The 26,804-nt window shown below is 47.3% G+C and carries 26 protein-coding genes; 19 read left to right on the top strand and 7 right to left on the bottom strand.

Annotated elements, in window-relative coordinates:
• Nucleotides 1–270 precede the first annotated feature (270 nt).
• From OEY58_14665 to OEY58_14655, 3 genes are all read left to right on the top strand, one after another.
• Nucleotides 271–1,725, top strand: a complete 1,455-nt coding sequence (locus OEY58_14665; GenBank protein MDH5326696.1) for a hypothetical protein — start codon at nt 271–273, stop codon at nt 1,723–1,725.
• A 131-nt stretch (nt 1,726–1,856) separates the two neighbouring features.
• Nucleotides 1,857–2,417, top strand: a complete 561-nt coding sequence (locus OEY58_14660; GenBank protein ID MDH5326695.1) for a VWA domain-containing protein — start codon at nt 1,857–1,859, stop codon at nt 2,415–2,417.
• 355 nt (nt 2,418–2,772) lie between these two features.
• Nucleotides 2,773–3,777, top strand: a complete 1,005-nt coding sequence (locus OEY58_14655) for a substrate-binding domain-containing protein (GenBank protein ID MDH5326694.1) — start codon at nt 2,773–2,775, stop codon at nt 3,775–3,777.
• Between the two features lie 78 nt (nt 3,778–3,855).
• On the opposite strand, the gene OEY58_14650 is transcribed toward OEY58_14655, so the two are convergent.
• Complete coding sequence (locus OEY58_14650; GenBank protein MDH5326693.1) at nt 3,856–4,158, bottom strand: RNA-binding protein; 303 nt, start codon at nt 4,156–4,158, stop codon at nt 3,856–3,858.
• A gap of 424 nt (nt 4,159–4,582) precedes the next feature.
• On the opposite strand from OEY58_14650, the gene OEY58_14645 reads away from it, so the two are divergent.
• Complete coding sequence (locus OEY58_14645; protein ID MDH5326692.1) at nt 4,583–4,753, top strand: rubredoxin; 171 nt, start codon at nt 4,583–4,585, stop codon at nt 4,751–4,753.
• Nucleotides 4,754–4,821: 68 nt separating this feature from the next.
• On the opposite strand, the gene OEY58_14640 is transcribed toward OEY58_14645, so the two are convergent.
• A complete protein-coding gene (locus OEY58_14640; GenBank protein MDH5326691.1) occupies nt 4,822–6,804 on the bottom strand; it encodes a non-ribosomal peptide synthetase in 1,983 nt (660 codons plus the stop codon).
• Between the two features lie 218 nt (nt 6,805–7,022).
• On the opposite strand from OEY58_14640, the gene OEY58_14635 reads away from it, so the two are divergent.
• On the top strand, nt 7,023–7,700 hold the full coding sequence (locus OEY58_14635; GenBank protein MDH5326690.1) for a lysophospholipid acyltransferase family protein: 678 nt from the start codon (nt 7,023–7,025) through the stop codon (nt 7,698–7,700).
• Between the two features lie 22 nt (nt 7,701–7,722).
• On the opposite strand, the gene OEY58_14630 is transcribed toward OEY58_14635, so the two are convergent.
• Together OEY58_14630 and OEY58_14625 are read right to left on the bottom strand one after the other, a co-directional pair.
• Nucleotides 7,723–8,745 carry an ABC transporter permease gene (locus OEY58_14630; protein ID MDH5326689.1) on the bottom strand — a complete coding sequence of 341 codons (1,023 nt, stop codon included), beginning with the start codon at nt 8,743–8,745 and terminating at the stop codon, nt 7,723–7,725.
• Nucleotides 8,742–9,626, bottom strand: a complete 885-nt coding sequence (locus OEY58_14625) for an ABC transporter ATP-binding protein (GenBank protein ID MDH5326688.1) — start codon at nt 9,624–9,626, stop codon at nt 8,742–8,744. Before OEY58_14625 ends, OEY58_14630 begins: the two co-directional genes overlap by 4 nt.
• 309 nt (nt 9,627–9,935) lie before the next feature.
• Between OEY58_14625 and OEY58_14620 the strand changes: the two genes are divergently transcribed.
• The 4 genes from OEY58_14620 to OEY58_14605 all read left to right on the top strand — a co-directional run bounded on the left by OEY58_14620 (nt 9,936) and on the right by OEY58_14605 (nt 14,195).
• The gene (locus tag OEY58_14620) at nt 9,936–11,399 is read left to right on the top strand and encodes a HAMP domain-containing histidine kinase (protein ID MDH5326687.1); all 1,464 of its coding nucleotides are present in this window, start codon (nt 9,936–9,938) and stop codon (nt 11,397–11,399) included.
• Nucleotides 11,396–12,031 carry a hypothetical protein gene (locus OEY58_14615; GenBank protein ID MDH5326686.1) on the top strand — a complete coding sequence of 212 codons (636 nt, stop codon included), beginning with the start codon at nt 11,396–11,398 and terminating at the stop codon, nt 12,029–12,031. Before OEY58_14620 ends, OEY58_14615 begins: the two co-directional genes overlap by 4 nt.
• Nucleotides 12,028–13,395, top strand: a complete 1,368-nt coding sequence (locus OEY58_14610; protein MDH5326685.1) for a sigma 54-interacting transcriptional regulator — start codon at nt 12,028–12,030, stop codon at nt 13,393–13,395. Before OEY58_14615 ends, OEY58_14610 begins: the two co-directional genes overlap by 4 nt.
• 389 nt (nt 13,396–13,784) lie before the next feature.
• Nucleotides 13,785–14,195, top strand: a complete 411-nt coding sequence (locus OEY58_14605) for a DUF2892 domain-containing protein (GenBank protein ID MDH5326684.1) — start codon at nt 13,785–13,787, stop codon at nt 14,193–14,195.
• Nucleotides 14,196–14,319: 124 nt separating this feature from the next.
• Here the strand turns inward: OEY58_14605 and OEY58_14600 are convergent, their stop codons facing one another.
• Nucleotides 14,320–14,856: a hypothetical protein gene (locus OEY58_14600; GenBank protein ID MDH5326683.1), complete on the bottom strand. Its 537-nt coding sequence runs from the start codon at nt 14,854–14,856 to the stop codon at nt 14,320–14,322.
• Nucleotides 14,857–15,112: 256 nt separating this feature from the next.
• Between OEY58_14600 and OEY58_14595 the strand changes: the two genes are divergently transcribed.
• The 10 genes from OEY58_14595 (at nt 15,113) to OEY58_14550 (ending at nt 24,568) form a co-directional block, all read left to right on the top strand.
• Entirely contained in the window at nt 15,113–16,093 is a 981-nt protein-coding gene (locus OEY58_14595) for a substrate-binding domain-containing protein (protein ID MDH5326682.1), read from the top strand.
• A gap of 213 nt (nt 16,094–16,306) precedes the next feature.
• Nucleotides 16,307–18,130: a translational GTPase TypA gene (gene typA / locus OEY58_14590; protein ID MDH5326681.1), complete on the top strand. Its 1,824-nt coding sequence runs from the start codon at nt 16,307–16,309 to the stop codon at nt 18,128–18,130.
• Between the two features lie 167 nt (nt 18,131–18,297).
• A complete protein-coding gene (locus OEY58_14585) occupies nt 18,298–18,858 on the top strand; it encodes a hypothetical protein (protein MDH5326680.1) in 561 nt (186 codons plus the stop codon).
• Nucleotides 18,859–18,935: 77 nt separating this feature from the next.
• A complete protein-coding gene (gene pip / locus OEY58_14580; GenBank protein ID MDH5326679.1) occupies nt 18,936–19,898 on the top strand; it encodes a prolyl aminopeptidase in 963 nt (320 codons plus the stop codon).
• Between the two features lie 22 nt (nt 19,899–19,920).
• On the top strand, nt 19,921–20,358 hold the full coding sequence (dtd, locus tag OEY58_14575) for a D-aminoacyl-tRNA deacylase (protein MDH5326678.1): 438 nt from the start codon (nt 19,921–19,923) through the stop codon (nt 20,356–20,358).
• A 27-nt stretch (nt 20,359–20,385) separates the two neighbouring features.
• Nucleotides 20,386–20,757, top strand: a complete 372-nt coding sequence (locus OEY58_14570) for a SirB2 family protein (GenBank protein ID MDH5326677.1) — start codon at nt 20,386–20,388, stop codon at nt 20,755–20,757.
• 48 nt (nt 20,758–20,805) lie between these two features.
• Entirely contained in the window at nt 20,806–21,216 is a 411-nt protein-coding gene (locus OEY58_14565; protein ID MDH5326676.1) for a globin, read from the top strand.
• A 120-nt stretch (nt 21,217–21,336) separates the two neighbouring features.
• Nucleotides 21,337–21,648, top strand: coding sequence for a hypothetical protein (locus OEY58_14560; protein MDH5326675.1), 312 nt, complete (start codon nt 21,337–21,339; stop codon nt 21,646–21,648).
• Nucleotides 21,645–22,532 carry an HDOD domain-containing protein gene (locus OEY58_14555; protein MDH5326674.1) on the top strand — a complete coding sequence of 296 codons (888 nt, stop codon included), beginning with the start codon at nt 21,645–21,647 and terminating at the stop codon, nt 22,530–22,532. The genes OEY58_14560 and OEY58_14555 overlap by 4 nt, the downstream gene beginning before the upstream one ends.
• Entirely contained in the window at nt 22,529–24,568 is a 2,040-nt protein-coding gene (locus tag OEY58_14550; protein MDH5326673.1) for an ATP-binding protein, read from the top strand. Before OEY58_14555 ends, OEY58_14550 begins: the two co-directional genes overlap by 4 nt.
• Before the next feature lie 57 nt (nt 24,569–24,625).
• Here the strand turns inward: OEY58_14550 and OEY58_14545 are convergent, their stop codons facing one another.
• Both OEY58_14545 and OEY58_14540 read right to left on the bottom strand, forming a co-directional pair.
• Nucleotides 24,626–26,146 carry a phosphatidylserine decarboxylase gene (locus OEY58_14545; protein ID MDH5326672.1) on the bottom strand — a complete coding sequence of 507 codons (1,521 nt, stop codon included), beginning with the start codon at nt 26,144–26,146 and terminating at the stop codon, nt 24,626–24,628.
• A 101-nt stretch (nt 26,147–26,247) separates the two neighbouring features.
• Nucleotides 26,248–26,799, bottom strand: coding sequence for a solute carrier family 23 protein (locus OEY58_14540; protein ID MDH5326671.1), 552 nt, complete (start codon nt 26,797–26,799; stop codon nt 26,248–26,250).
• Nucleotides 26,800–26,804 lie beyond the last annotated feature (5 nt).

The following is a 26,804-nucleotide window of genomic DNA, read 5'->3' as shown; positions in this document are numbered from 1 at the left end:
TACTTGTAAAGCCCTGTGGTTTTAGGGTGCCTGCAGTTGGATAAATCATTGGTTTTCGTGGTGTTGGTGCTTTTCACACCCGTTTTTTCTTAACGGGTCGACCGAGGATCGGCACAGTAAATGCTGGGTTTTCAACAAGGGTTTGCCGACCCTTGCGCCGTTTGTGGCGCTTGATGTTTAGTCAGGGACAAGGTCGATTTAGTGTTTTGGCGGGCACTGAATTGTTTGTATTATATACACTCTATACTCGTCAAACAGACGGAGGTTGTTATGTCGTTCTCGGATTTACAAATTGGTTCCAGCCCGGTGGTCTCTGGAATTGTCTGGTTTTTCCTGCTGACACTATTTCTCTATATGGCCAGAGATGCGGCTCACAAAACCATTTTGTCCTTATGCCGGATCCTCCGTAATGGTTTTCGTATGTCTGCACGTACTTTGGTCCCTTTGGAACACAAAGTCGCGCTGCGTAATAAGGAAGTTTTGTTGGCAGCCGGACGTGAAGCTAAGGAGCGTGAGCTGGAGCGAGAATTTGAACGCATTAGCGCAGCGGTGAAGAAGGAACTGGCTGATACGCCCACGTTGAATCGGCGTGTATTGGAAGAAATTACTAAGCTGGAAGACGATTACAAACTCAGTGCCGAGGTTCCGCCTCCGCCGCCGGGTTGGGTTAATGCAGTCGATGCCGTCGCTAAGATTCCGGCGAAAAGTGACCCCATAGTTGCGGATATCCTGGAAGATATTCACGGTTCTCTGGTAAAGGCTCACAATAACACTACAGAGGAATACCGCAATTCCCGCAAAGAACGGCACCAGTTACTGAAAAATATGGTGCCTTCCTGGCGTAAAATGCTGGAAGTAGTCAACACGGCTGACAAGAATGTCACTGCTCTATTGGAGCGCGCCAAGATCATAGACCGTTATATGGATGACTATGAACAGATCATTAACGGAACCGACCGGGCCGTTCGGGAGTTGTCCGAGTCCTCCTTCAAACATTTTTTTACGTCCACCTTTGTGTTATTGATAGCGGTCGGTGGCGCCATGATCAACTTCAGTCTCATTGCCCGTCCCATGGCAGAAATGGTGGGCGGTAATACGTATATCATGGACTATAAAGTGGCAAACATTGCGGCCATGGTGATTATTTTGGTGGAAATCACCATGGGGTTGTTTCTCATGGAGTGTATGCGTATTACTCGTTTGTTTCCTGCTATTGGTTCATTAAAGGACTATATTCGAGTCAAAATGATTTGGTTTACATTTACCATTCTACTGTCACTGGCTTTTGTTGAAGCCGGGCTGGCGTACATGCGTGAATTGTTGGTACAAGATGAACTCGCGACATCCGCCTTGTTAAGAGGGGGAGCAGCAGAAGCTGTGGATAATGGTTATTTATGGATAACCACCGTGGCGCAAATGGGTATGGGTTTTGTTTTACCTTTTGCTTTGACTTTTGTGGCAATCCCATTGGAAACCTTTGTTTCTTCCTTGCGTTCCGTGATGGGGGGGGTAACGGTGGCCTTGATTCGCGTCGGCGCCTTTGGTTTACGAATCACGGGTAACGGGTTCTTGCATTTGGGTAATTTGATGGTGCACTTGTTTGATCTGCTGGTATTTATGCCTCTGTGGCTGGAGAAAATGGTTAAAAACAAACCCCGGCCGGTGGCTGCCTCAGGGCCGCGACAAAGGAAGTTGGAACAGGCCGTTATGAAGGAGGCGTCCTGATGCCTAATGTTATGGCTAAAGTTTTTTGGGCTTTTCTGCTGGTATTGATAGGTGTTCTCAGTGGGTGTTCGGGTGAGGACGAAAAGGAAAAGGCGTCCACCGGCCCTACCTCTCATGCACGTGGCGTATATATGTTAATAGATACCTCCGGGACGTATACCAGAGAGTTGCGCAAGGCGCAGCAGATTATCAATGTCTTGTTGTCAAAGCTGTATCCCGGTGATTCTTTTGCCGTGGCCAGAATCGATACGGGCAGTTTCAGCGAGAAGGACATTGTGGCTAAGGTGACCTTTGATGACCGGCCCAGTAAAGCCAATCAACAAAAACGTATATTCAAAGAAGAAATTAACAAGTTTGTGAAAAGCGTTAAACCGGCTTCTTACACCGATATCACCGGAGGTATTTTGCAGGCGGCGGAATATTTAAATGAAAAAAATCCGGGACAAAAGACCATTTTGATTTTTTCTGACTTAAAGGAAGAATTGGATAAACGCTATAATCGTGACATCCAATTTAAACTCAAAGGTTATGATGTTATTGCTTTAAACGTAACGAAACTGCGTACGGATAATTTCAATCCTCAAGAGTACCTGGATCGTTTACAGGAATGGCAGATCAGAGTGGAGTCGGGTGGTGGAAAATGGAAAGTCACTAACGACATGGACCAGATCGATAATATTTTAATAAACTAATATAACCCTCCAGTCCCGTATTGCGGGACTGGAAAACTCTCCTATAGTTACCGTTCTAGGGTTTGCCCTAGATTTATTTTCCTTTCTTTGTATTAAGATTAATATCAGGATCGTCCACACACCTTGTTCATACGGCCGGCTGATTTAGTGGTTTGTCATACAAGTGTGTTTTTACAGAGAGGGATGCATTACACTGCGGTCCATACATGCTGTGAAAGTTGGACTTGTTGGTATCATGACGTGCCATAATTCCTGAGTTTCCATTGTTTGAAACCCAGGATGCAAGTTTAGGGGATCAAACTTAAAGTATGTCTATAACTATATATTTGTTTATAACTCACGTAAGGGAGAGGTAATGAATACAATTGCAAAATCCATAACAACGGCGTTGTTTACTGCCGGCTTGGTTGTCGGGTGTGCTTCCACCGGGGGCGGAAAAATGGCCGGCCACGATGGCCACGCAAAAGCGGAAGAGAAAGATGCCGGTCACGGGCACGACTACCGCACTTTCCACACCGATGGTAAGATCGATTACGGCAAAATTGGTGATTCTTATACCGCGGATCTGGTTATGTATTTGGCTGGAAACCAGTTCATGGTTATGGAAGAGCTGATCAAAGACTTCCAAAGTAAAAACCCGGATATCAAAACCGTTTATGTAGAAACCATTCCCCCAGGCCAAATTTTGAAAAAACAGATTTTGGCGCAAGGTCAGATTGATGGTCAGGACACCAACCAAAATCCGGATCTGTTCGCCAGCGTAAATATCAACCATCTTAAAAAGCTGAAGAAAAAAGGCCGTATGAGCCAGCACATCGTTTACACTCACAATAAGTTGGAGTTGATGGTGGCTGAAGGCAATCCCAAAGGTATTAAAGGTCCAGAGGACTTGGGGCGGGATGATCTGGTTCAATCGCATCCAAACCCTTTAACCGAAGGTATCTTCAAGTTCTACGGTTCAGCCATGCTCAAAGATCTCAATTTGTATGACAAAGTAACCGCGGGTGCTAAATGTAAGAGCTGTTGGGCGGTTGCCGGCAAAACCTGGTTTACCTCGCGCCATCACCGCGAAACTCCTCATCGCATTGAAAACGGCGAAGCCGATGTAGGCATTGTATGGACCACCGAAGTGGTACACGCTAAAGCCGAAGGCCGAAAAATTGATGGTGTCAGCATCCCGGCTCCCTACAACAAGCAGGAAGAAGTGGCTTATGCTATCGGTGCTTTGAACGAAGCTCGAAACGCAGAAAATGCCAACCGCTATTTGCAGTATCTGGCTACCGAGGCCGCGCAGGGTATTTACGCCAAATACGGCTTTCTTAACGCGACCGCTGAAGAGTTAACGGTTAAAGATCTGTAATTCAAGATTGTTGTTAAAGCGAAAAGCCCCCCGGCAGCATAGCTACCGGGGGGTTTTTATTTGGTATCTGCCTATTGCTTAGCGGCGGTGATGCGGTGTTTGTTGCGTGGCTTCATTGACTCGGATATTACGCCCACTGAAGTCGATGCCATCCAGTGCTGCGATGGCGGCGTCTGCATTGGTGGCGCTCATTTCCACAAAACCAAAGCCGCGAGATTTTCGGGTGGCGCGATCAATCATGATACGGGATGAATGTACCGCTCCATAGGGTTTGAACAGATTGGTCAGATCATGGCGGTTGGCGTTAAAGGAGAGATTGCCTACATAGATGGTTTTTACGTTTTCTTGGAGGCCATCGCTGGGGCGACCTGGAACCGTCACTCCCACTAAGTGACCAATGAGCAAGCCGGCCAATACGCCAAATATTAATGTGCTGCTGTTATCCCCCAGCACCGGTGCAGAAAATCCTGCAATGGCGGCGAAAAGAATCAGCACGGGTAAACCGCTGGCATAGGTTTTTATGTTGGGCATATGGAAGTATTTCATGTTTTCACCTGTTTTATTTTGGTATTCGGTGTTGGTTTCTTACAGTCGTGGAAACCGACTGTTGGTTAAAGATTTACACTAAAATGATGCGTGGTAATGTTATCTAACTATATCCTAAAAATGGGGTGTGATATTATTTAGTTACAAAATTGTTACGGCTATTTTTGTAGCAGCAATTGTTGCAAAAACGGTTCAGTAATTGTCAGCAGTGAGGAATGGATCTACACTGCTTACTGATGCGTAATGGGAGCAGAGTCTTATGAAGCGGTGGCAATGTCAGGTTTGTGGATTTATTTATGATGAAACGGAAGGGCTGCCGGAAGAAGGAATCGAGCCCGGAACATTGTGGGGCGATATTCCGGACGATTGGATGTGTCCCGATTGTGGGGTATCAAAGTCGGATTTTGAGATGGCACCGCTTGATGCATAACCTTGCGGTGCGGTGCTAAATATCCGTTGTTGCTATTGCACACGGTTTTACCCTGCGTTGTGCGTTTGTCAGGTGTTTGTGTCTATCCGTTTGGCGATTTCTGTTATGGTGGGTAGATCGAATAGATCGGTCAAATCCAAACGTCCAGGATATTCAACATCAATTTTTTCATGCAACTCCGTCAGTGCCAGGGAGCTGATACCAATTTCGAATAAATTATCGTTCTTTCCTAAGGTTTTGCTCTCCATAGCTTCATTGAAGATCTTCAGCAGATACGCTTCTGTGGAGTTTACGTCCACGGTTTCAGTGTTGTTTGCGTTGTCAATGGCATCTTGCCGGAAGGGTGCCATTAGGGTCTGTAGCTGTTCCAGCGGCTCGTTGAAGTCACCGTTGATATAAGCGGCTCCCAGGTGATGCCTTTGAATTTTACCGCTGGTGGTTTTGGGGACTCGGTTGACAGGAATGACTTTGGAGACGACTAAACCCGTTTGCTCATTAATGGTACGGCTGATATTTCTTACCAGAGGGACGAACATTTTCAAATCGTTGCGGAACACTACAAAAAATATCAATTCGCTGTCTTTGGCAACGTCCTGAGTCAGGCCATAAGCGACGATTTTTCCCAACTCCAGATAGGGATCCGCATTCAGGGCAATGGTTTCCAAGTCATGGGGATAATAGTTTTGGCCATTGACGAATATTATGTCTTTAGTGCGTCCGGTAATAATCAGTTCACCGTTTTGGATAAAGCCCACATCGCCGGTGTCGAGCCAGCCATCTCCGGTGAAGGCCTCGGCCGTACCGGCCTCATCTCGATAAAAGCCACGGGTCACTGAAGCACCACGGATTTGGATTTCACCTACGTGATTTTCGTCGAGGCGGTTATTGTCTTCATCGGTAATTTTGATTTCGCAGGAATCGATATTTGGTCCTTCAATAACAAAGGCCAAGCTGTCCGGGTCGCTACGTTCTGCAGGTTTAATGCGGTCGCCGATTTTCAATTGGTGTCGGTCGACGCAAACATATTTTAATCCGGTGTCCGGCTCAGGCATGGTTACGGTTAAAGTGGCTTCTGCCAGGCCGTATACCGGTTGCATACTTTGTTCTGCCAGGCCGCTGGCTTGCATGGTTTGCATAAAATCTTCACATAAATCCACAGAGATGGGTTCGGCACCGTTATAGATGTAACGCACATTGGAGAGGTCCAGGGTGGTATCCGGCTTGTTGCGATAGGCTTTCAGGTAGTGCTTATAGCCGAAGTTGGGTGAGTTAATAACAGTGGCGCGGTGCTCGCTGGCTTTTTTCAGCCAAATTAGCGGGCGCCGGCTAAACAAATCCGTGGGGATCAGGTAATGGGACATGCCATAGGCAGTTGGGAACAGGTGAAACCCTATCAAACCCATGTCGTGAGTTAGAGGCATCCAGCTGAGAAAAGTCTCCTTGTCGCTATAACCATTGCGGTCCCCGGAGGCTTTAGTGCAGGCCAAGAGATTGGCATGGCTTAGCATGATGCCTTTGGGTTCCCGGGTAGAGCCGGAGGAAAACTGGATAAACGCAATGCGATCCGGCGTAATTGCCGCGGGTTCGGCTTTGTCACCCTCGGCGGGGAGTTGCTCCAGCAGTATGGCGGCGTCGCGTAATTGTTTTGGGCTTAGATCCAGATCGGGTTTGGCGTCCAGGAACTTCAATAACATGTCTATTTGTTTTTCGTTGGTGACTAATTGTGCGTGATTGAGTCTTTTGAAAATACGCACCAGTTTTCCCCGGTGCTCGTCGCTAATACCCACAGCAACGGGAACAGCAACAATACCGCCCAAAATACAGGCCCAGAAGCTGATCAGAAATTCCTGCAAATCATTGCTGTGAATAATGACATGATGATCCTCCTGAATGCCTCGGCTTTGAAATACCCACAGCCGTTGCAATGCTTTCTCATACAGTTGGGGATAAGACAAGTGAGTTTCCGAATTGAAACCGTGAATAAAAGTGATTTTATTTTGTTCGGTTTTGTTCTGTTGTATCGCTTCTATCAAGGTTGTGGGGAAAGTCATAGGATGTCCAAAGTATTGTAAGTAGGCCGCTCAAATGGCGGGGTATTATAACCCAAGTTCGGTTAAAATGGCGGCCCCGGCGCACGCTTCGGGAAAAAATGTCAATTACCTGGATTTATCTTGAAAACGGAGTTTTGGGCTGCAAAGTGGACCAAAATCCAGTTGAGGTGGGTTCAGTTGGTATGTTTTTGCATTGCTAGAGGATTAATGTGAGAAAAATGACCACAGGCCGGCGTTTGGCATATTGGTTCGCCAAGCCGGTGTTATCTGCCATCATACGGTTCATATGGTTTAGTTGCCGTGTACAGGCCGTGCAGGGTGACGAGCATGTAAGGCCGTTTCTGCAGCAAGGCCAAGCGGTTATCCCTTGTTATTGGCACCAGCAAATTCTTTTTTGTTTCTACTACATGGTACAACTGGTGCGACGAGGTTTGGGTGTCGGCGTATTAATTAGTCCTTCAGTGGACGGGGAACTTCCGGCGCGCTTGGTACAATCTTGGGGGGTTGGCGTAGTACGGGGTTCGGCAACACGTACCGGAGCTGCAGCAATCCGGGATTTGTATCGCTTAGTTACCCAGGATAAGGTGTCTCCAATACATACGCCGGATGGTCCTACCGGACCTGTTTTCCATTTCAAAGCCGGCGTGGTCCTGTTGTCGCAAATCACAGGAGCGCCTATTTTACCCATTGCCTTTGCTGCTGATCGCTACTGGAAACTTTCCTCATGGGATCAGTTTCTGATCCCCAAACCGTTTGCGCGCGTGCAAATTGTAGTAGGTGAGCCGGTTTATGTGGCAAAAAGATCTTCTAAAGAAGAGCTGGAAGAGGCGCGGTTGCTGGCTCAAACTCGATTGCAGGCATTGGTGAAGCAGGCTGAAGCGAGTTTGGAGTCATAGAGTTTGAAGTCATAGTTAGGGATTACTTCCAACGGAAAGCCACAGCACCTATCAGCAAAAATACCAGGGTCATGATGCTCAGAGTCGCAATTTCAGGAATGAGCTGCGGTAAAGTTTTTCCGTCGATCATCACCGCTCTGACGCCGTCAATCATATGGGTCAGAGGAAAGACCTGCGCCAACTGCTTAACCACTGGGTCCAGATTTTCCAAAGAGAACCAAACGCCGGAAAGAAACATCATCGGCCAACTGATCATATTCAATATACCACCGGCTAATTCCTCGTTACTGACCCGGGCGGCTACAATGAGGCCCATGGCGACCATGCTGGCCGTGCCCAGCAAAAACAGTAGGAACAAGGTGCCATAGGAGCCTGCCATGCTGAAATCCAGGAAAAAATCCACTCCTGCATAGACACCCATGGTGATCACGGTGATGAGTGCCAAGCGTGAAGCGATTTGGGCGCTTAGAAACTCCAGTGCAGTTAAGGGCGTGGCGCTAAGACGTTTTAAAACTCCGTTCTTTCGGTAGCGCACTATGACATAGCCGATACCAAATAAGGCGCTGAACATAATGTTCATGCCGAGAATCCCGGGAACCAGCCAATCGATGTAGCGTACTTGCTTGCCGCTGATTTCGCCTTTTTTGTACGCTGTATCCTTGTTTCGTGCCAGCAATTCAGTACCGTGGAACATGCGCTCCAGGACATAGCCTTTGGGTGACTCGGGGTTAATCCAGTATTGCCGGGTGTCTGTGTTTAGCAGCATATCGAGTTGGTGGCGCGCTACCTTGTGAAGAGCGGTTTCCTGGTCACTCACAGGTATAAACTGTATATACTTGGCCTCCAAAAAATGCGGTTTGGCGATGGTGGCGCTTTCACCCATGAGCCCTACCTTGTAGACATCCATAGACTTGTTGGAAAAGGCGAAGGCAAAGCCGAATACCAGCAATACCGGGAAAAGAATGTTCCAGGCTAAGGCTGAACGATCGCGGTAAAATTCCAAATTACGGGCGATGAACACCGCATTAAAGCGTCTTAGATTCATGATCGCAACTCCTTGCCCGTCAATTCAATGAACAAGTCTTCCAGGGTTGCGTGGCGTACATTCATTTGGTTCAGGGAAACGCCTTTTTGCATCAGTTGTTCCAGGGTATGGTTAACATCGGGAGTGGTCACGGAAAAGTGCTCGCCATGGGCTATGGGGTGCAGTCCTAAGCTTTTGCAGGCGGCTTCGGCGTCCCGGTTGTGGAATTCCAATACAGTGTCACTAAAGTGGCTGGTTAACAGTTCCTTGGGAGAGCCACGGGCGATGATTTTACCATGATCCATAATGGCGATTTCATCGCATAGGGCGTGGGCTTCTTCCATATAGTGGGTGGTAATCAGAATGGTTTTGTTGTCCTGTTTGATTTGATTGATTAAATCCCAGAAATTACGTCTGGACTGAGGATCAAGTCCGGTGGTGGGTTCATCCAAAAATATGATTTCCGGGTCATTAATCAGAGCAATGGCTAACAATACCCGTTGTCTTTGTCCTCCGGACAGGCTTTGGGTGTCCTGCTGTAAAAACTCGGATAGTGCGCATTTATCGATCAAGGTGTCGATGGCAGCCGTTTTTTCATACAAGCTGGAAAATAAATCGAGAGTTTCCTGTACAGTAATAAATTCAGGTAAGGCGGTCGATTGGAACATGATGCCGGCTTCGGCACGGAAGCGATCCCCAAGAGATTGCCCTTTATAGAGGATTTCTCCGCTGTTGGCTTGCTGAATGCCTTCCAGCATTTCTATGGTAGTGGTTTTGCCTGCGCCGTTGGGTCCAAGTAAGCCAAAACAGCTGCCGGCGGGAATAGAAAAGGATATTCCGTTTACAGCATTGAGTTTCTTAAAGTTTTTGTGCAGGTTTTTGACTTCGAGCGTCTGTTCCATGGGTTTCAGTACGTCCTGAAAAGTTTAATTGTATAATAATAAAGGGACACCTTGTTTAATCCAGGTGGGTTATTCGCATCCACTGGACTTTTTTCCTCAAGATGGAGTCGGTTTTTCTGGGCCGTATTTCGAACGAGTTTCGAGCTTGAAAGTTAAGTGATTGATATTAAAAATTAAAGTATAGTGGTTAATTAGTAGGGAGACACGGTAGAATAGGTGGGTTAAAAACAGAGTGTGATGTACATTCCCAACCGCTCGCTGTCAGCGCCAATCAGTGGAGAGACACTGCTAATTTTCTGGTTTGAGCCTATGAACCGCAAGTTAAATTTTAGTCTACCCCGCCCAAAGTCGTTTCTAAAACTGATTCTGCTCGGTTTTGCCTTTGTGGTGTTACCCCTGTTGGTGGCATTGGGTCTGGCCGCCTGGTATGCGGACCAGATGGCGGATCAAAGTCAGCGGGCAGTGTATCAAGCCGCTGTTGCGACTCAAAGTAGCCGTATGTTAGTGGAGCAGGTAACGGTTATGGAACGCGCGGCCCGGCAATATCAAGTGCTGGGGGATGTGGCATTGTTTAAGGCGTATCGAGAAGCGCATGACAAATTTCAGCAGACGGTGGCCACTTTGTTAACGTTTCCCTTGGAGGAAACAGTTCGATTTCAACTGACGCAGTTAAACAGTATAGAGTCGCGAATTCTGCGGGTGATGGAAAACAATCCCTACAACAGTGAAAAGAGCAAGGCGGAAATTGCCGGGTTTGAGCAACTGGCTTCGGGATCACGGGAAATATTGAACGGCAGTCAAACCGTCATCGATAGGGAAGTGCAAGAGATGTACGATTTGGCAGGTAAAGCCCAAAAACTCATTTTCTGGTTTGGCTTAACAGTGATTCCGGCTGTGGTGCTGATTGTGCTGGGGTTTACCATTTTGATTTCTCGGCCGATTGCACAAATTGACCAGGCCATACGCAAGCTCGGCGATGGGGAACTTTCTACCCCCATCCAGGTGGCGGGACCGCAAGATTTGGAGTCTTTGGGAGAGCGTTTAAACTGGTTACGCCAACGTTTGGCAGAGGTGGAAGAAGAGAAAGTGAAGTTTTTGCGCCATGTGTCGCACGAGTTGAAAACGCCTTTAACCGCTTTGCGTGAAGGTACGGATTTATTGGCGGATGGGTTGGTGGGTCAGTTGAAACCGCAACAAAAGGAGGTGGTGCAAATTTTAGGTTCTAATACGGCACAATTGCAGCATTTAATTGAAGATCTACTGAATTTTAGCGTGGCGCATCTGAAAAAACCGGATTTACACCAGGATAGAGTGCCTTTGGACAAACTCATGCGTCGGGTGATAGCCGATCAGAAATTAGCCATAATGTCGAAGCAACTGCGGTTAAATGTACGATTTGACCCGGTTTCTATCCGCGGTGACAAAGAAAAATTGCGAGTGGTGTTTGATAACCTGCTTTCAAATGCCGTAAAATTTTCTCCTCGACAAGGAAAAGTTGAGATTGCGGTGAGAAAATTGGAAAACAGCGTGGCGGTAGACATTCGCGATGCCGGGCCGGGGATTCATTCCTGGGAAAAAGAGCGGGTTTTTGAGGCGTTCTACCAAGGTGAATCGGTTGCTGAAGGGCACATCAAGGGAACGGGATTGGGACTGTCAATTGCCAGGGACTATGTGCAAGCGCACGGTGGTCAGATCGCTGTCAATGAGAAGAATATAAAGGGAGCGCATGTATCCTTGCGATTGCCGTTGGACGTGGCTCAGGGGGCTGCATGACGTTGTATATGTATTTGAAAATAATTATAAGTGTTACTGTCGTTATATTTCTAGCTGCTTGCGAGGTGCTCAATCAATCCATGTTGGAGCGACCGGCTCCAGTGGCTGAGTTTTCATATGAACAGCAACTAAAGGAAAGTGAACGATTGGCGCGGGAAGAAGCCAAAAGCAGTATGGCGGTCGTCAATCCTTCGGATGAAGAAACCCTGTTAACCTTGATGCGTTATTCGCGCTTTATTGCCGAGTTGACCAAGCCGGAAATAACCCGGGAGCATGAAAAAATCAGTGGACTCAATGTCAGCGAGCCTACGGTGCGCAGCCGCTTTAAACTCGCCATGCTCTTGAGTTTACCCACGGCACATTTTCATGACGCCAGGAAAGCCAAAAACATTCTTATTGAATTTATCGAAGAGAGTGAAGAACATGCTCCAACGCTGCGGGAATATGCTTTTGTGTTACTGGAAGATATTGACAAGAAAGCCAAATTCCAGCTGGAGTCCACCAACTTACGACGTAAATTGCGTCACGAACAGCAGCTCAGGTTGCAATTGGAACAAAAACTCGAGGCTTTGAAATCCATTGAGGAGAGTATCAGTCAACGCCAAAATCAACCAGAGGAAGCAGCACAGTGATTCGAGGCAAAACCCTATTAGTGGACGACGACCCGGATTTGTTGCGGTTAATGTCCATCAGAATGCAGTCGGCCGGTTACGAAGTCAATGCGGTTGAGAGTGCGGAGAAGGCCATCGCCAAATTGGCAGTGGTGCGTCCCGATGTGGTGATTACCGATTTGCGCATGGATGGTATGGACGGCTTGGAGTTGTTTGATGTGATCCATGAAATGAATCCTTCCTTGCCTGTCATCATATTAACTGCGCACGGCACCATTCCCGAGGCGGTGGAAGCTACTAACCGGGGTGTGTTTAGTTTTCTTTCCAAGCCTTTTGACGGCAAGGAACTCATTGAAAAAGTCGACAAGGCTTTACAGCTGTCTGCGGTGATCAAGCCCGATGAAGAAGACGGTGATACTTCCTGGCGCGATGCTATTGTTACCCGCAGTCCGGCGATGGAGGACATACTGCGCCAAGTGCGTATGATTGCACAGGAGAACATCAGTGTATTTATTAACGGTCCCAGTGGATCCGGTAAAGAATTAATCGCCGATGCGTTGCATAAGGCCAGTCCGAGGCGCAATCAGCCCTTTGTGGCAATAAACTGCAGTGCCATCCCCGAGGCTTTGTTGGAGTCAGAGTTGTTCGGGCATCGTAAAGGCTCCTTTACCGGCGCTATTAAAGATAATAAAGGTTTGTTTTTATCGGCCCATGGCGGCACCTTACTTCTGGATGAAATAGGCGATATGCCTTTGGCCTTGCAGGCAAAATTATTGCGTGTATTGCAGGAGAACCGGGTTCGTCCCATCGGTGGCAGCGAAGATGTGGAAGTGGATGTAAGAGTTATTTCCGCAACCCATAAGGATTTGGAAAAAGCCATGGAGGACGGTTTATTTCGTCAGGATTTGTATTATCGACTCAACGTTGTAGCCATCGATTTGCCGGCTCTCAATATGCGTCGGGAAGATATCCCATTGTTAGCGCAGCATTTTTTGAAAAATGTGGTGAGTAAAACCAAGAAAAAAATCACCGCTTTTTCCCCCGAAGCAATGGAGCTGCTGGTGGCTGCACCCTGGCCGGGAAACGTAAGGCAGTTACTCAATGTGGTGGAGCAGGTGTGCGTTTTGACCACAACCCCTATTATTCCTGCTTCGTTGGTGCAGCGGGCTTTAAAAAATCCCAGTCACGAAATTATGTCCTATGCCGAAGCGCGAGGTCGTTTTGAGCGACAGTATTTGTGTCAGTTACTGCAAATCACTTCGGGTAAAGTGAGCCAGGCTGCACGATTGGCCAAGCGCAATCGTACCGAGTTTTATCGCCTACTGAATCGCCATAATATCGATCCCGCTTTCTTTAAACGCACAGACACCATGGAAAATGAGTAGATATCATCTGTCGCGCCTCAGCGACAGGAATTAATTCAATAAAATCATTTGCTTGGCTGGCTTTCTTGTATGGCTGTCGCAATCTGGCGACAGTTACCTCGGATCTTTCCTGTTATTCAACTCAAATATCGCTCTATCTAATTGATAATTAACAAAAAATAAAGTTGGCATAAGGATTGCTATATAGGGATTGAGGGCAGCCGGTTAGTAGCGACTTCCTATCGGGACGCCAGACTACTCTCCCACCCGTTCACGCGCTTGCGTTGTAAAGAGTTGGGGTTACGAGGGTGTATTGAAACTCTTTCGAGCGTGGGACACACGCAGTACGACATGGAGTATTCGATGGGAAGTCCAGGCTTTGCTGCCTAGAACGAAACAATGGGAACAATATGATTGATTTGGTAAAAATTTTGATGCCTATGAAGACCAGCCCAAACCTGAGTCATGCCGACCGGGTAAGTCGTCTGCTGATCTGCTGTGCACTCATATTGCTCACCTTGACGGTTAACTCCCATGTGGATCATCCCGGCTCGTTCGCGTTACTGTCTATCTTTTTCTATACCACAGCCCTGTTGTCATGGGACCCTTTTTACGATTTTCTGGGGATTTCAACCTATGATGAGGCTGCTCCGCAAACTACTTCTATAGAAAAAGTAACGCAGGCCGGGACGACCACCCCTGTAAAACCCGTGTTTGTTTTTGCCACAGGAACCCCTGTGGCGGGTATGGGAACGAGTGCGGGGTTGGGTGTGGCGAGTGAGCTGCAGCAAATTACCCAATTCGACACGGAAGCGGCATAGATGTCCGTTTCCGTCAATTTTTCTTTCCTTTGGTAATGGAGGGTTGCGCCGGTCCCGTCTCTTTGCCGGCGCTGTTTTTTTCTACCAAGGCCAGTAAGTTTCTTTAGGTTTTTCCAGAAGTTCTCTAGAACAATTCGATATCATCATCCGGTTTTTCCGGTTCTTCATGGCTCATATTGACGGCGTCTTCCAAGCTTATACCGGATACGATTGCATTGAATAAATGGCGGTCCGATTCCAAGGTGTACTTGTCCCGTATGGCGTCTTGAAGCGCCTTCCAATGGGATGGGTCTTGCAACTGTTCTTCGTTGCTGACCAGTTCAGATAGGCGGTCCAGACTGAAACTTAAGTGGGCCAAGCGTTGTGACAATTTGTCGTAAAACTGAAAGGCAATAATAGCAGACTGAATGCGTTCGGATACCATCGCACAATCGTTCTTGATGATATCGGCAGTCATATCATTCTCCAGTTCCTGTGCAGCTAAGCTGATATCCTGCATGTTGTCCATCATGATGGTGAACGAGTTGGCCAATGCCGTGATGGATTCATCGCCGCTTTCCATGGTGACTTTGATTTGTGCGATTGCGAGTCGGAGCAATAGGGCTGTTTCTTGTTCCGGGTTCCAGTGCTGTTGCATTTTTTGCGCGGTATTGTTCTTCATAACTCAATGCTCTGCTGGAATCAATTTGGAAAATCCGTGTTTGTATGATTATCCTGCAATCAATGATAAAGCTGTGTTTGGGTCCATAAATTTGTCGGCGTGAACTATTTTTACTTTAGGTTTTCGGTGCATGCAAAGGTTAAATGGGTATTTAGCATTGTGGTGTATGGGTTTGTCCCGTAAGATGACATCTGTGCCAAGCCTTTGATGTAAAACCGAAAGGCCATTTATTAAATGGAACTCAGGAGGTGAATCAATGCGTATAACGACATTACCGGTAGTTTTTTCAATTTTTACCCTGTTCTGCTTGCCCTTGGCAGCGGAGGAGGCTGCCAAAGCTGAAGAGCAAAAAGAGGACGCCGGTCACAGTAAAGACTATCGAACATTTCATGTTGATGGGAAAATTGATTACGGGGACATAGGCGATTCATATAGTGCGGAATTAGTCATGTATTTGGCCGGAAACCAGTTCATGGTAATGCAGGAGTTAATCCAGGATTTTCAAAAAAAATACCCGTCAGTTCGCTCTGTCTATGTAGAAACCATACCGCCGGGACAAATTTTAAAGAATCAAATTTTGAAACAGGGAGAAATTGACGGGCAAATGACCTCTCAAAACCCGGATTTGTTTGCCAGTGTTAACCAAAATCACTTACGCAAACTCATTAAGCTCAATCGAATGCGCAAATTCATGATTTACACTCACAATAAATTGGAGCTGATGGTCAAAAAAGGCAATCCTAAGAATATTAAAGGGGTAGAGGATTTGGGACGTGCGGATTTGGTGCAATCCCATCCCAATCCGTTAACGGAAGGTATTTTCAAATTTTACGGTTCAGAAATGTTAAAAGACGCCGGTTTGTATGAAAAAGTCACCGGTGGTAAAGAATGTAAGGAATGTTGGGCCATCCCCGGAAAGACTTGGTTTACTGCCCGGCACCATCGGGAAACTCCACACCGGATAGAAACCAATCAGGCTCACGTGGGCATTGTATGGACTACAGAAGTGCAGCACGCCATCTCCGAGGGTAGAAATATCGAAGGTGTGGCCATTCCGGCACCGCTGAACAAACAAGATAAAGTGGGCTATGCCATTGGCCAGCTGACTAATATTCGCAATCCCAACAATGCGGCTCGGTTCTTGGCTTATTTGGCAACACCGGATGCGCAAGCCATTTACGCTAAATACGGTTTTGTTCAGGCCACCGAAGCCGATTTGAAACTTAGAGATAATTAATAAAATTAATTAATTCAACAAGTTAACTCTTTATGGGTCCTGGTTTACAGGGCCCATTATTTTTACTCTCCCACGTACGAAAAAACCTGTCCGGCTCGAAATTTGCTGTATAATCGGCGCCTTTGCCTTCAGCCCCTTATTGATAGTGTTCGTTACAGAACATCATTATTACAGAGTGTTATTACAGAGCGTTATTATTACAGAGAAAGTATCGTGATTGAGAATTTAAGAAACATTGCCATTATCGCCCACGTCGACCATGGAAAAACCACCTTAGTGGACAAGCTGTTACAGCAGTCCGGGACACTGGTGAGCCGTGGTGAAACTCAGGAACGGGTCATGGATTCCAATGACCTGGAAAAAGAGCGTGGTATCACCATTTTGTCCAAGAACACTGCTATCAAATGGAGAGACTATCGCATCAATATTGTAGACACCCCCGGACACGCAGACTTCGGTGGCGAGGTGGAACGGGTGTTATCCATGGTGGATTCCGTATTGTTATTGGTGGATGCGGTGGAAGGACCTATGCCGCAAACCCGCTTTGTTACCCAAAAAGCACTGGAACACGGCCTTAAACCCATAGTGGTGATCAACAAAATTGACCGTCCCGGTGCTCGGCCGGACTGGGTGCTGGATCAGACCTTTGATCTGTTTGATCGCTTAGGGGCCAATGATGATCAGCTGGATTTTCCTGTGGTGTATGCTTCCGGTCTCAATGGCTTTGCCGGCTATGATGCCGATGTTAAGGAAGGCGATATGACGCCTATTTTTGAGACTATTGTGCAAAAGGTTCAAGCGCCACAAGTGGATCTGGATGGGCCTTTGCAAATACAGGTCAGCTCTCTGGATTACAACAGCTATGTGGGAGTCATCGGTATTGGTCGCATTAATCGCGGTAGAGTAAAGACCAATACGCCTGTCACCATTATTGATCGGGACGGTAAAACTCGTAACGGTCGAGTATTACAGATATTCGGTTTCCTTGGTTTGGAGCGGGTGGAGATTCCGGAAGCCCAGGGTGGTGACATAATCGCTTTTACCGGTATAGAGAGGCTGGGTATTTCTGATACGCTTTGCAGTCCTAACGCAGTGGAAGCTTTGCCTCCTCTCACAGTGGATGAGCCTACCGTCAGCATGACCTTTCAGGTAAATAATTCTCCTTTTGCGGGCAAGGACGGTAAATTCCTAACCAGCCGCCAAATTCGCGAGCGACTGGATCGGGAATTGGTGCACAATGTAGCCTTGCGAGTGAACAGTACCGATGACCCGGATAAGTTTAAAGTGTCCGGTCGTGGTGAGCTGCATTTGTCCATATTGATAGAGAACATGCGCCGCGAAGGTTATGAGCTGGGAGTCTCCAGGCCGGAAGTTATTTTAAAGCAAGTCGGTGAAGAGATTCATGAACCCTACGAGCAATTAACCGTTGATGTAGAAGAGTTGCACCAGGGTGCTGTAATGGAAAAGCTGGGGGAGCGCGGTGGTGAACTCAAAGACATGGTTCCCGATGGTCGTGGTCGCGTACGATTGGACTATATCATTCCCAGTCGGGGTTTGATTGGGTTTCGTACAGAATTTCTTACCGCAACCCAGGGTACAGGACTGTTGTATAACGTGTTTGACCATTACGGTCCACAGAAAAAAGGCAACATTGGCCAACGCATTAACGGGGTATTGATTGCCAATTCACAGGGTAAAGCCTTGGGTTATGCGTTGTTCAATTTACAGGAGCGGGGGCGTTTGTTCATTGGGCACGGTGCAGAAGTTTACGAAGGCATGATCATCGGTATCCACTCCCGTGACAACGACTTGGTTGTGAATCCATTAAAAGCGAAACAATTGACTAATATTCGAGCAGCAGGAACCGATGAAAATATTATTTTAACGCCGCCAATTGTATTGACCCTGGAACAAGCATTAGAGTTTATTGATGACGATGAATTGGTTGAAGTAACACCTCGAAACATTCGTATACGCAAGAAGCTATTGCTTGAGCACGAGCGTAAACGCGCCTCTCGGGCTGTCACGGGAAGCTGAGCGACTTTAGTTTTTACAGGGGGACGAACTTGTTCCCCTGCGTCTTTTCCGATCTCTCCATAGAAACTTTTCCTGCATTTTATACCTATGTTAAGGCTTGCGGTGCTTAACAAATCCCTGGCCTATTGCTATTCTGGCAGCTATCTAAGATATGAGGTGATGCGGCAATGATAGGGAAAAAAAATATCGTCTTTGGTTTTCTGTTTCTGGTTCTGACGGCAGCGTTAGGACCTTATATGATTGTTCAATATGTGCCAGGTGTTGGTGAAGCCCAAGCTAAAAAACAATCCTCAGTGGGACGTTTGCAGGCTTTAAAAGCGGATGACTTTGAAGAAGACCTGGAGGCATTACCACCTGAAGCTATTGCTAAGGCCAATACAGACGGAATTTTGGCATTGAACACACTGCTTAACGCACAACAGCCAGTGGATATGATAAAAGGTGGTCCACATGCTCACGGTAATCTAGAATCATTATTGAATATAGCGGTTGGTATTGTTCTGGCATACTTAGCCATATCCACAATATTCAAACAGGTTATAAGCTGGATATTTATTGTGGGGACGGTACTGCATTCCGGAGTGATGTATCTCATGGTGATGTTTCAATGGGGGTGGGCCGCGACTATATTAAATACAGGCGTTGGACCGGCTTTGATTTTGTTGGGATTGTTGCTGGCAGGTGTTGCGACATTCATAGGCTACAAAGGGCAGCCGATACAAGACTAGACTAAGCTAATAGTTCAGCGTTGTTTTGATTAACTGATCTCCCGTGTGGAGACTTAGAATGTTAAAGGATTGTTAACGTGCCAGGGCTGTATCCGAGAATAAAACCATATGCAACTCACCATCTGGAAGTAGATTCACCTCACGTATTGTATGTTGAAGAATCGGGAGACCCTAAAGGTATCCCGGTGGTCGTGGTACATGGTGGCCCGGGTGCGGGTACCTTGCCGATGCAGCGTACATTTTTTGACCCGGAGGCTTATCGCATCATCCTGTTTGATCAGCGTGGCTGTGGACAATCTACTCCCCATGGTGAACTACAAGGTAATACCACTGTGGATCTGGTCAAAGATATGGAGAAAATTCGTGAATTCCTGGGTGTAGACCGCTGGGTTGTATTCGGTGGGTCCTGGGGGGCAACCCTGAGTCTGGTATATGCGGAAACTTATCCTGATCAAGTGATGGCATTGATACTGCGCGGTGTATTTTTGGGGCGTGAGGAGGATATTCGCTGGTTTTACCAAGAGGGCGGAGCGTCAGCTATATTGCCGGATCATTGGGAAGAGTTTTGTTCCATCATACCTGAGTCGGAGCACGGCGATTTGGTTCAGGCCTACAAGGATCGACTTTTGGGCGATAACGAGCTGGCCCGTATGGGGGCTGCGAAGGCGTGGTCTCGTTGGGAGGCGCAAGCATCCACTTTGGTACCCAGCAAATCAACCGTGGGTAGTTTAACCGAACCGCATATGGCCCTGGGTCTTGCGAAAATTGGCTGTCACTATTTCACAAATGCTGCTTTTCTGGAACCAAATCAAATCCTGGCAAATGTCGACAAAATTGCGGATATTCCCGGTATTATTGTACAAGGCCGCTATGATGTTATTTGCCCCATGAAAGGAGCGCATGACTTATACAAAGCCTGGCCCAATGCGGAGTTGGATATCATCCCCGATGCCGGGCATGCATCTACCGAGCGTGGTATTGCCGATGCTTTGGTGAGAGCTACCATTAAATACAGCAAAAAATTTCGCGCCGGCGCTTAAGAGGTACGATAAGGGTGAGAGTTTGATTGCCCTGTTACAACGGGTTACTGAAGCGTCGGTTACAGTTTCTGCCGAACGGGTCGGTAGTATCGGGGCAGGTATCTTGGTTTTTGTTGGTGTGCAAAAAGACGATACTCCAGCCCACGCTGACCGTTTGCTGCAAAGAGTTTTGGGCTATCGTATTTTTGCCGATCCGGGTGGGAAAATGAATCTCAGTCTGGCAGATACCGCAGGGGGATTACTTTTAGTACCGCAATTTACTTTAGCGGCGGATACGCGCAAAGGTGCACGACCCAGCTTTTCATCGGCTGCACCACCGCAGCTGGGGCGGGAACGATTTGACTACTTGGTAACGCAGGCGAGGGCTCACCATAAGGATGTGGCTAGTGGTCGTTTTGGCGCGGATATGCAAGTGGCACTGATCAATGATGGCCCGGTAACCTTTATATTGCAAACTTGACGTATAAAAATAGCCTGAGTGTTAGCTGTGGAACCGCTTAAATTAATACATGTGATAACAGTTGGACTGTCCATCAGCGGATTTACGCTACGCGGTATTTGGATGATTCGTCATTCAGCGTTACTGCAGTCCAAATGGGTACGAATCCTACCCCACATCAATGACACGATATTGCTGGTGTCGGCCGTCGCTTTGGTGATCCAAAAGCAGTACCCCATCAGTAGCCCCTGGCTGGTGGCCAAAATTATAGCCTTGTTGTTGTATATTGGTTTGGGTATGGTTGCATTTCGATTAGGGAAGACGCGAGCTATCAAAATTACAGCCTATGCTGCTGCCATCAGCGTATTTGTCTATATTGCGCTGGTGGCAACGTTTAAAACACCCTTTCTATTTGTATAGTCTTTTGTCATAATTTGACCATCTCTATTGCTTAGCCGGGTTGCCACCATGGGCCACGATGAATTATTTGATCAAAGTTACGAACGGGTAAAAGGAATTCGTCAACATGGGAAAGGATTCTTTGATATCTTTTATGATAAATTTATCACGGCATCGGATATTGTGGCGGAACATTTTCGCAATACGGATATGCAACGTCAGCGCGAAATGCTGGAAAAATCCTTTTACAGCTTATTTATTTTCTACGCCACCAGCAATGCCAACGACTACCTTGATAAAATTGCCAAGCAGCACGGTAAGCACGCCTTAAATATTCCCGACGAACTCTATGATATTTGGATCGATTGCCTGTTAGAGACAGTTAAGGAGCTGGATCCCGAGTACACACCGGAAATAGAGCTATCCTGGCGGCTGGTGTTATCCGCCGGTATTGTGTATATGAAATACAAATACCGTTAATGCCTCCACTCTCATCTGATCTCATCTGAGTATTTCACAAAAAGTTAACAAGCTCTGAGCTAAAGCAGACACGGAGCCGGAGCGATAGTTAAAGAAGGTTTCCGGCTTCCGGTAAGTGAAATGGCTCAGACTCAATTGAAAGATTTAAATCCAGGGATGGTGTTGGCAGCGGATGCTGTGTTGTCCAATGGTAGATTGCTGGCCAGACGGGGAGCCGTATTAGACGCGGCTGCTATAAAATTATTTAAAACCTGGGGGCTGTTACAGGCTGACGTAGTGGACTCCAGTTATCCGAGCACCCAAGAGCCGCCTACAAGCGCGTCTGCGCAATGGAAAGCGGAGCTTGAAAGACTTTTTCAGTTCACCGATCGAAACCATCCGCTGATCGCTGCCTTGTTTCGGGCGCGACTTGAAGCAGGGCCGCGCCGATGAGGCTATCAAGTAATGCCGGCGCCATGTCGGTACCTTCACCCTTGGGTTTGCTTGCAAGTATCGAAAATATTGCGTCCCTACCCAATGCGTATCTTAACTTGTCCCGTGTTATAGATGATCCGCGTACCACCAGCCGCGAAGTGGGGGAGATTTTAAGTGAGGATCCGGCGTTGGCGGCTCGCTTGTTACGTTTAGCCAACAGCGCATTGTACGGTCATCCTTCGCGTATCGACACCATCATCCACGCTGTTTCGGTGATAGGTCTGCGTGGGGTTCACGAATTGGCCTTGGCGACCACGGTCATGCAGGCCTTTGATGACCAAACGGACGTGTTAGTGTCAATGAATGATTTTTGGCGCCATAGTATAGCATGCGCTATCGTCGCCAGGATTTTGGCCATCTATGCGCATCTGGACACACCGGAACGTTTTTTCATTATCGGTTTGCTGCACGATATCGGGCGCTTGATCATCTATATGGCCATTCCGGACACTGCCGCGGAAATCGTTGACCATGCCAAGCAAAATCGTGGTTTGTTATATGACAGTGAAAAAAAGCTGTTGGGCTATAGCCAGAGCGAAGTGGGGTATTCATTGCTGAAGCAGTGGAAATTACCGGGATCTGTGGTAAATGCTATTCGATATGCACATGATCCACTTGGCGCAGGTAAATACAGTAGGGATGCTGCGTTAGCACATGTGGCCGATGCGATTGCAACCGGCTTACAAGCCGGATGCTCTGGGGAAACTCATGTGCCGCCACTGCAAGCCGGTGCCTGGGAGCAATTAAAATTACCCGAAGCCATACTCACTCCTTTGTTGGAGCAATTTGAAATTCAGTATGAAAGTGCCATGGAAGCTTTGATGCAAACAGGCGGCGGATGATGGACGCTGACTCCGACTACATTCGTTACCTGGAAGATCTGCGGGACTGGTATGTTAAGGCGTTGCACTTCGGTGCAGGGATCGCCGACTTTCCGGTTAATAGCGGTAATACTTCCGAGTATCTATACATTCAAGCGCAAGAACGTATCGATCAGCTTTTTTCGTTTGATACCAGTGCCTTTATGACCGTCACCGAATCCAATGAGTTCGCCATCGTTACCTGTAACCCTAAATCGCGCGAAAACTATTTGCACGAGCAAATCAATTTTCATATTGAAAAAGGCACCTTTGCATGGGCCATTAACCAATCGCGCGCCGTGTTGGCACGTTCCAGCGATAAGAACTACACAGTGTTGTTTCATGTGTTAGCCACCCGCCAGCGGGTGCGGGGGATGTACGTGGCTATATTGCGGGAAGAAATGTTAGACGTACGTGATGCCGCGCTGAGTTTGCTTTCTATGGTGTTAGCCAACACCAGTAACACCGTGGAAAATTTCGAGTTGTATCGAGTGCTGGAAAGGCAGAACCAGGATTTGGAACTTTTGGTGGCACAGCGTACGACAGAGCTGGAGACAGCCAAAGAAAGTGCTGAATCGGCGAATCGTGCCAAGAGCGACTTTTTGGCCAACATGAGTCACGACATTCGAACACCTCTTAGCGCCATTATCGGCTATGCCGGGTCCATTGACGCAAGGACTGATCGGGACACCATGGTTAATTACGCCACTGTGATCCAGAAAACGGCCAGTCACATTTTGGATTTAGTGAATGGTATATTGGATTTGTCTAAAATAGAGGCAAATCAGTTTGAGCTTAACGAAGAAGAAGTGGATTTTTTTAGTTTTATTGAGGAAGTTCAGAGTATTGTTGCCAAACCGGCGGAGACCAAAGGTGTCAAGTTTGAGGTGAACTACAAATACCCTTTGCCGCGGACTGTGTTGAGCGATGCCACTCGCTTAAAGCAAGTGCTCATCAATCTATGCGGCAACGCGGTTAAGTTCACCGCCAAGGGATATGTTGAGTTGAGCATTGCGTATACCCCGGAAGATGAGAAATTGAATTTTTTAATTACCGATACAGGAATTGGTATTAGCGAAGAGCAACAGCAGCACTTGTTTCAGCGGTTTGTACAGGCGGATTCGCGTATTGCCCAAGCCTATGGTGGCAGCGGCTTGGGTTTGGTTATTTCCCGTCAGATCGCCACAAAAATGGGAGGCTCCGTCAGTTTGGAGAAAAGCGATGCTGCGGGCAGCGTTTTTAAGGTCACTGTCGCGGCAAATCTGCCTCCATCTTGTCACTTTGTGCATAGTAGTGAAGAGTTAGTGGGGCCGGAGGAATTGCGGCTGGAAACACCAAGTTCTTCGGGCTCGCAATTCACCGGAGCGGTGTTATTAGCGGAGGATAATCCGGATTTGCGCGAACTCATGCAAATCTATCTAGAAGGCGCCGGTGTGGAGTTGGATGTGGCCAACGATGGGCGCATGGCGCTGGACAAAGCAGAGCTGCGACATTACGACCTCATTTTTTTGGACATGCAAATGCCAATACTCAATGGTGAGGATACTGTGCGCTATCTCCGTGCCAAGCATTACGATGGGCCTGTGATTGCCCTGTCTGCCGACGTGTTACCAAAAAACATTGAGCGCTTTAAACAAGCGGGATGTACCGAATTTACACCAAAACCGGTCAGCCGAGAACGGATTTTCGAACTTCTGAGTATCTATTTGCCGGTAAAAATACAAGACGAAAAAACCGTGAGACGTGAGAAGCTGCTACAAAACTTAAAGCAGATGCAAACACAGTTTGAGCAATCCCTGTCACAGCGTCTGACCGACATGAGTACCTATGTAAAAGCGGGTGATTGGCAGGAGCTGGATGTGATGGTTCACAATCTCAAAGGGTCGGCCGGTACCATGGGATATAAAGAAATCAGTGAAATTTCCACGGCCATTCAATTTGCCATTCACCATGGTTGTTACGATTCTGTAGAGCCATTAATGAACGCATTGCACATATTGCAAAGCAAAATTGCATAGGCGGCTTGGGGCGCGCCTTCAAGTCCAGAAATACCGGGCAACGGTAGTAACGCTTAGCTACTGACGTTGAGATTTGGTGTGCATCGTCGCAATGCGGCTACCCATGGTCACTATCGTTTCTATGCCCATATCGGATGCGTTTTTCAAATCTTGATCCACTCTGATGCGTTGTTGGTCTACAACCAAAACCACAGTGGAACCACCAAATTGAAAAAAGCCATGTTCTTCACCTTTGATCGTGGAGCCACCGGCGGTCGCTTGAATTTCTATTGAGCCAACACAGGCGGCACCCACGGCGATATAGGCGATATGGCCAAATTGCGGGTTCTCTATGATCGTGATGTGGCGGGTATTTTGCCCCAGGATGTTGGTGTCCTGGGTCATCGCATCTCGCGTGACGGAGTGCAGGTCAGCTTTTATAAGCCGTGTTTGAATGATTTTTCCTGAAACAGGATAGTGGAAGCGATGATAGTCCTGGGGAGACAAGCGTACAATGATGGCGAGTGGGTTGGGAATCTGGTGATAGACCAGCGGGTCCCCCAGCAGTTGAGAGATGGAGAGGGATTGGTTTTTAATATTCATGGGCTCATCGTAAGCCAAAGAGAGCTTGCCGTCTGCAGGTGAAACAAGCACCGTAGGGTCCTTCGCTGCGACGATGGGGCGTAAACCGGGCTTAATTTTTCGTGCAAACCACTCATTCACGTTGTCATATTCTTCGTAGGATGATTTTTGGTACCAAGTCATGTCTATTTGCAATGGGCTGACAAAAGCATCGTGGATGTACCGTTTTTTTTCCGCCACGGTCAGTAACGGGCGGGAGAAAAATGCACCACACTGTTGTGTGTACCATTGCAATAATGGCTCCGCGGCTAAAATTTTGGTGACCAGCGGGTGTGGGTACAGCAGACTTTGCAACTTTTTCACCGGCGTACTGACGGTTTCGGTGTTGATGCTTTGTTTTTGTCTGTCCCACAGAAGTAGATCGGGTACCTCCCACGCCAGTATTACCGCAACAGTGGAGAAAATGGCAACGGTGCTTCCGAATTGCAAGATTCCCGGGGCCTTGCGTCCTGGTTGAGGTTGGGTCTTAATTGAGGCTTGGGCATATTGTCGCCGCTGCCCAGGGGAATGAAGAGGGAGTGTAGGGTGCAAGGATTTTCGCATCCGCCGATTTCGTAAGCTACCTAGGATTAGCATAACCAAAATTGCGACGCCCGCAGTAATTGCGCCAATGAGTCCCCAAAGCAGTAGCGCCCCTATAGGACTTAGGGCCCAGAGCAACAATATGGCGCCTCGGTGTTTTTCCCCTGTCCATAGAAAACCACAAGCCCACGCCGGCAATACCATGCTGATAACTATCAAAGCCGTAATAGATAAGGAAAAAATGCGACGGCTTTTATCCCTTTTTGTGTTTTTACGACTGATGACTTGCCAATCTTTGTGGGCTGTCTCTGAGCTGACCGGGAAATTGTCTGGCTTTGCTTCAATCGAGTTGGCGGCTGCGTAGACTGTAGGCGCGGTAGAAACCAGCAGTGCGAATAAAAACCAACGTAATAATGACGAAAGAATTTTGTACATTATAGGTTGTATTCTCTTCCCTGTTGCCTGGTGTTGGGATTATAGTAACACTGAGGAACGCAGGGTTAAAGTCAAGTTTCAATAATGCATATCTTCAGCGGTTACAGATATTGTTGTACGACTTGGCTGGTAAACGCCGTATCAGAGGCGACATCGCCGGTAATTTTTCTGGCGTTTTCATAGTCCGTGTCACGAAAAATTTCCAGGTAAGAAATATTATTCCGGTCCAGCCCCGCAATATCATAGATTGTATGTTGTTCTTTTTCGTGTGTAAGTACTACAACAAAATAACTAAGCGAGTCCTTTGATGGTTGTACATTTTCAGTGTACTGAGACGGTGTGTCTACGAGTAACCTGACTGTATTATATTTGTGCAGGGAATACCTTCGTGAAAAAAACCGTAAAAAAAATAGTGTGAAACTCTTAACAATCAAATTTCTATTTTTATCTATATCAACACGACGGACAATCAAACCCAGACCGGCACTTAAGGTAGATATTAACCCAATAACACCATTGCTGATGGATTCCCGGCTTGTCAATGTGCTGGATAAATATCCTGACAGAGCATATAGGGTTAAAAAAACTCCGGCTAAGCCGAGAATATAGCATGGAACCCGAACCAAGGGGCGATAGATTCTTATTGTCTTCACCAGCA

The organism is Gammaproteobacteria bacterium (assembly GCA_029882975.1).
GTDB lineage: Bacteria > Pseudomonadota > Gammaproteobacteria > SZUA-152 > SZUA-152 > JAJDNG01.
This window is presented reverse-complemented; position numbering and strand designations above follow the sequence as displayed.

Excerpts from the sequence above, each read along its gene's own strand:
- OEY58_14605 (MDH5326684.1), top strand. The coding sequence starts at position 13,785 with ATGATTGATTTGGTAAAAATTTTGATGCCTATGAAGACCAGCCCAAAC.
- OEY58_14630 (MDH5326689.1), bottom strand. The coding sequence starts at position 8,745 with ATGAATCTAAGACGCTTTAATGCGGTGTTCATCGCCCGTAATTTGGAA.
- OEY58_14555 (MDH5326674.1), top strand. The coding sequence starts at position 21,645 with ATGAGGCTATCAAGTAATGCCGGCGCCATGTCGGTACCTTCACCCTTG.
- OEY58_14625 (MDH5326688.1), bottom strand. The coding sequence starts at position 9,626 with ATGGAACAGACGCTCGAAGTCAAAAACCTGCACAAAAACTTTAAGAAA.
- OEY58_14645 (MDH5326692.1), top strand. The coding sequence starts at position 4,583 with ATGAAGCGGTGGCAATGTCAGGTTTGTGGATTTATTTATGATGAAACG.
- OEY58_14665 (MDH5326696.1), top strand. The coding sequence starts at position 271 with ATGTCGTTCTCGGATTTACAAATTGGTTCCAGCCCGGTGGTCTCTGGA.
- OEY58_14600 (MDH5326683.1), bottom strand. The coding sequence starts at position 14,856 with ATGAAGAACAATACCGCGCAAAAAATGCAACAGCACTGGAACCCGGAA.
- OEY58_14560 (MDH5326675.1), top strand. The coding sequence starts at position 21,337 with ATGGCTCAGACTCAATTGAAAGATTTAAATCCAGGGATGGTGTTGGCA.
- OEY58_14585 (MDH5326680.1), top strand. The coding sequence starts at position 18,298 with ATGATAGGGAAAAAAAATATCGTCTTTGGTTTTCTGTTTCTGGTTCTG.
- OEY58_14545 (MDH5326672.1), bottom strand. The coding sequence starts at position 26,146 with ATGTACAAAATTCTTTCGTCATTATTACGTTGGTTTTTATTCGCACTG.
- OEY58_14550 (MDH5326673.1), top strand. The coding sequence starts at position 22,529 with ATGATGGACGCTGACTCCGACTACATTCGTTACCTGGAAGATCTGCGG.
- OEY58_14595 (MDH5326682.1), top strand. The coding sequence starts at position 15,113 with ATGCGTATAACGACATTACCGGTAGTTTTTTCAATTTTTACCCTGTTC.
- OEY58_14660 (MDH5326695.1), top strand. The coding sequence starts at position 1,857 with ATGTTAATAGATACCTCCGGGACGTATACCAGAGAGTTGCGCAAGGCG.
- OEY58_14640 (MDH5326691.1), bottom strand. The coding sequence starts at position 6,804 with ATGACTTTCCCCACAACCTTGATAGAAGCGATACAACAGAACAAAACC.
- OEY58_14615 (MDH5326686.1), top strand. The coding sequence starts at position 11,396 with ATGACGTTGTATATGTATTTGAAAATAATTATAAGTGTTACTGTCGTT.
- OEY58_14620 (MDH5326687.1), top strand. The coding sequence starts at position 9,936 with ATGAACCGCAAGTTAAATTTTAGTCTACCCCGCCCAAAGTCGTTTCTA.
- OEY58_14635 (MDH5326690.1), top strand. The coding sequence starts at position 7,023 with ATGACCACAGGCCGGCGTTTGGCATATTGGTTCGCCAAGCCGGTGTTA.
- OEY58_14655 (MDH5326694.1), top strand. The coding sequence starts at position 2,773 with ATGAATACAATTGCAAAATCCATAACAACGGCGTTGTTTACTGCCGGC.
- OEY58_14565 (MDH5326676.1), top strand. The coding sequence starts at position 20,806 with ATGGGCCACGATGAATTATTTGATCAAAGTTACGAACGGGTAAAAGGA.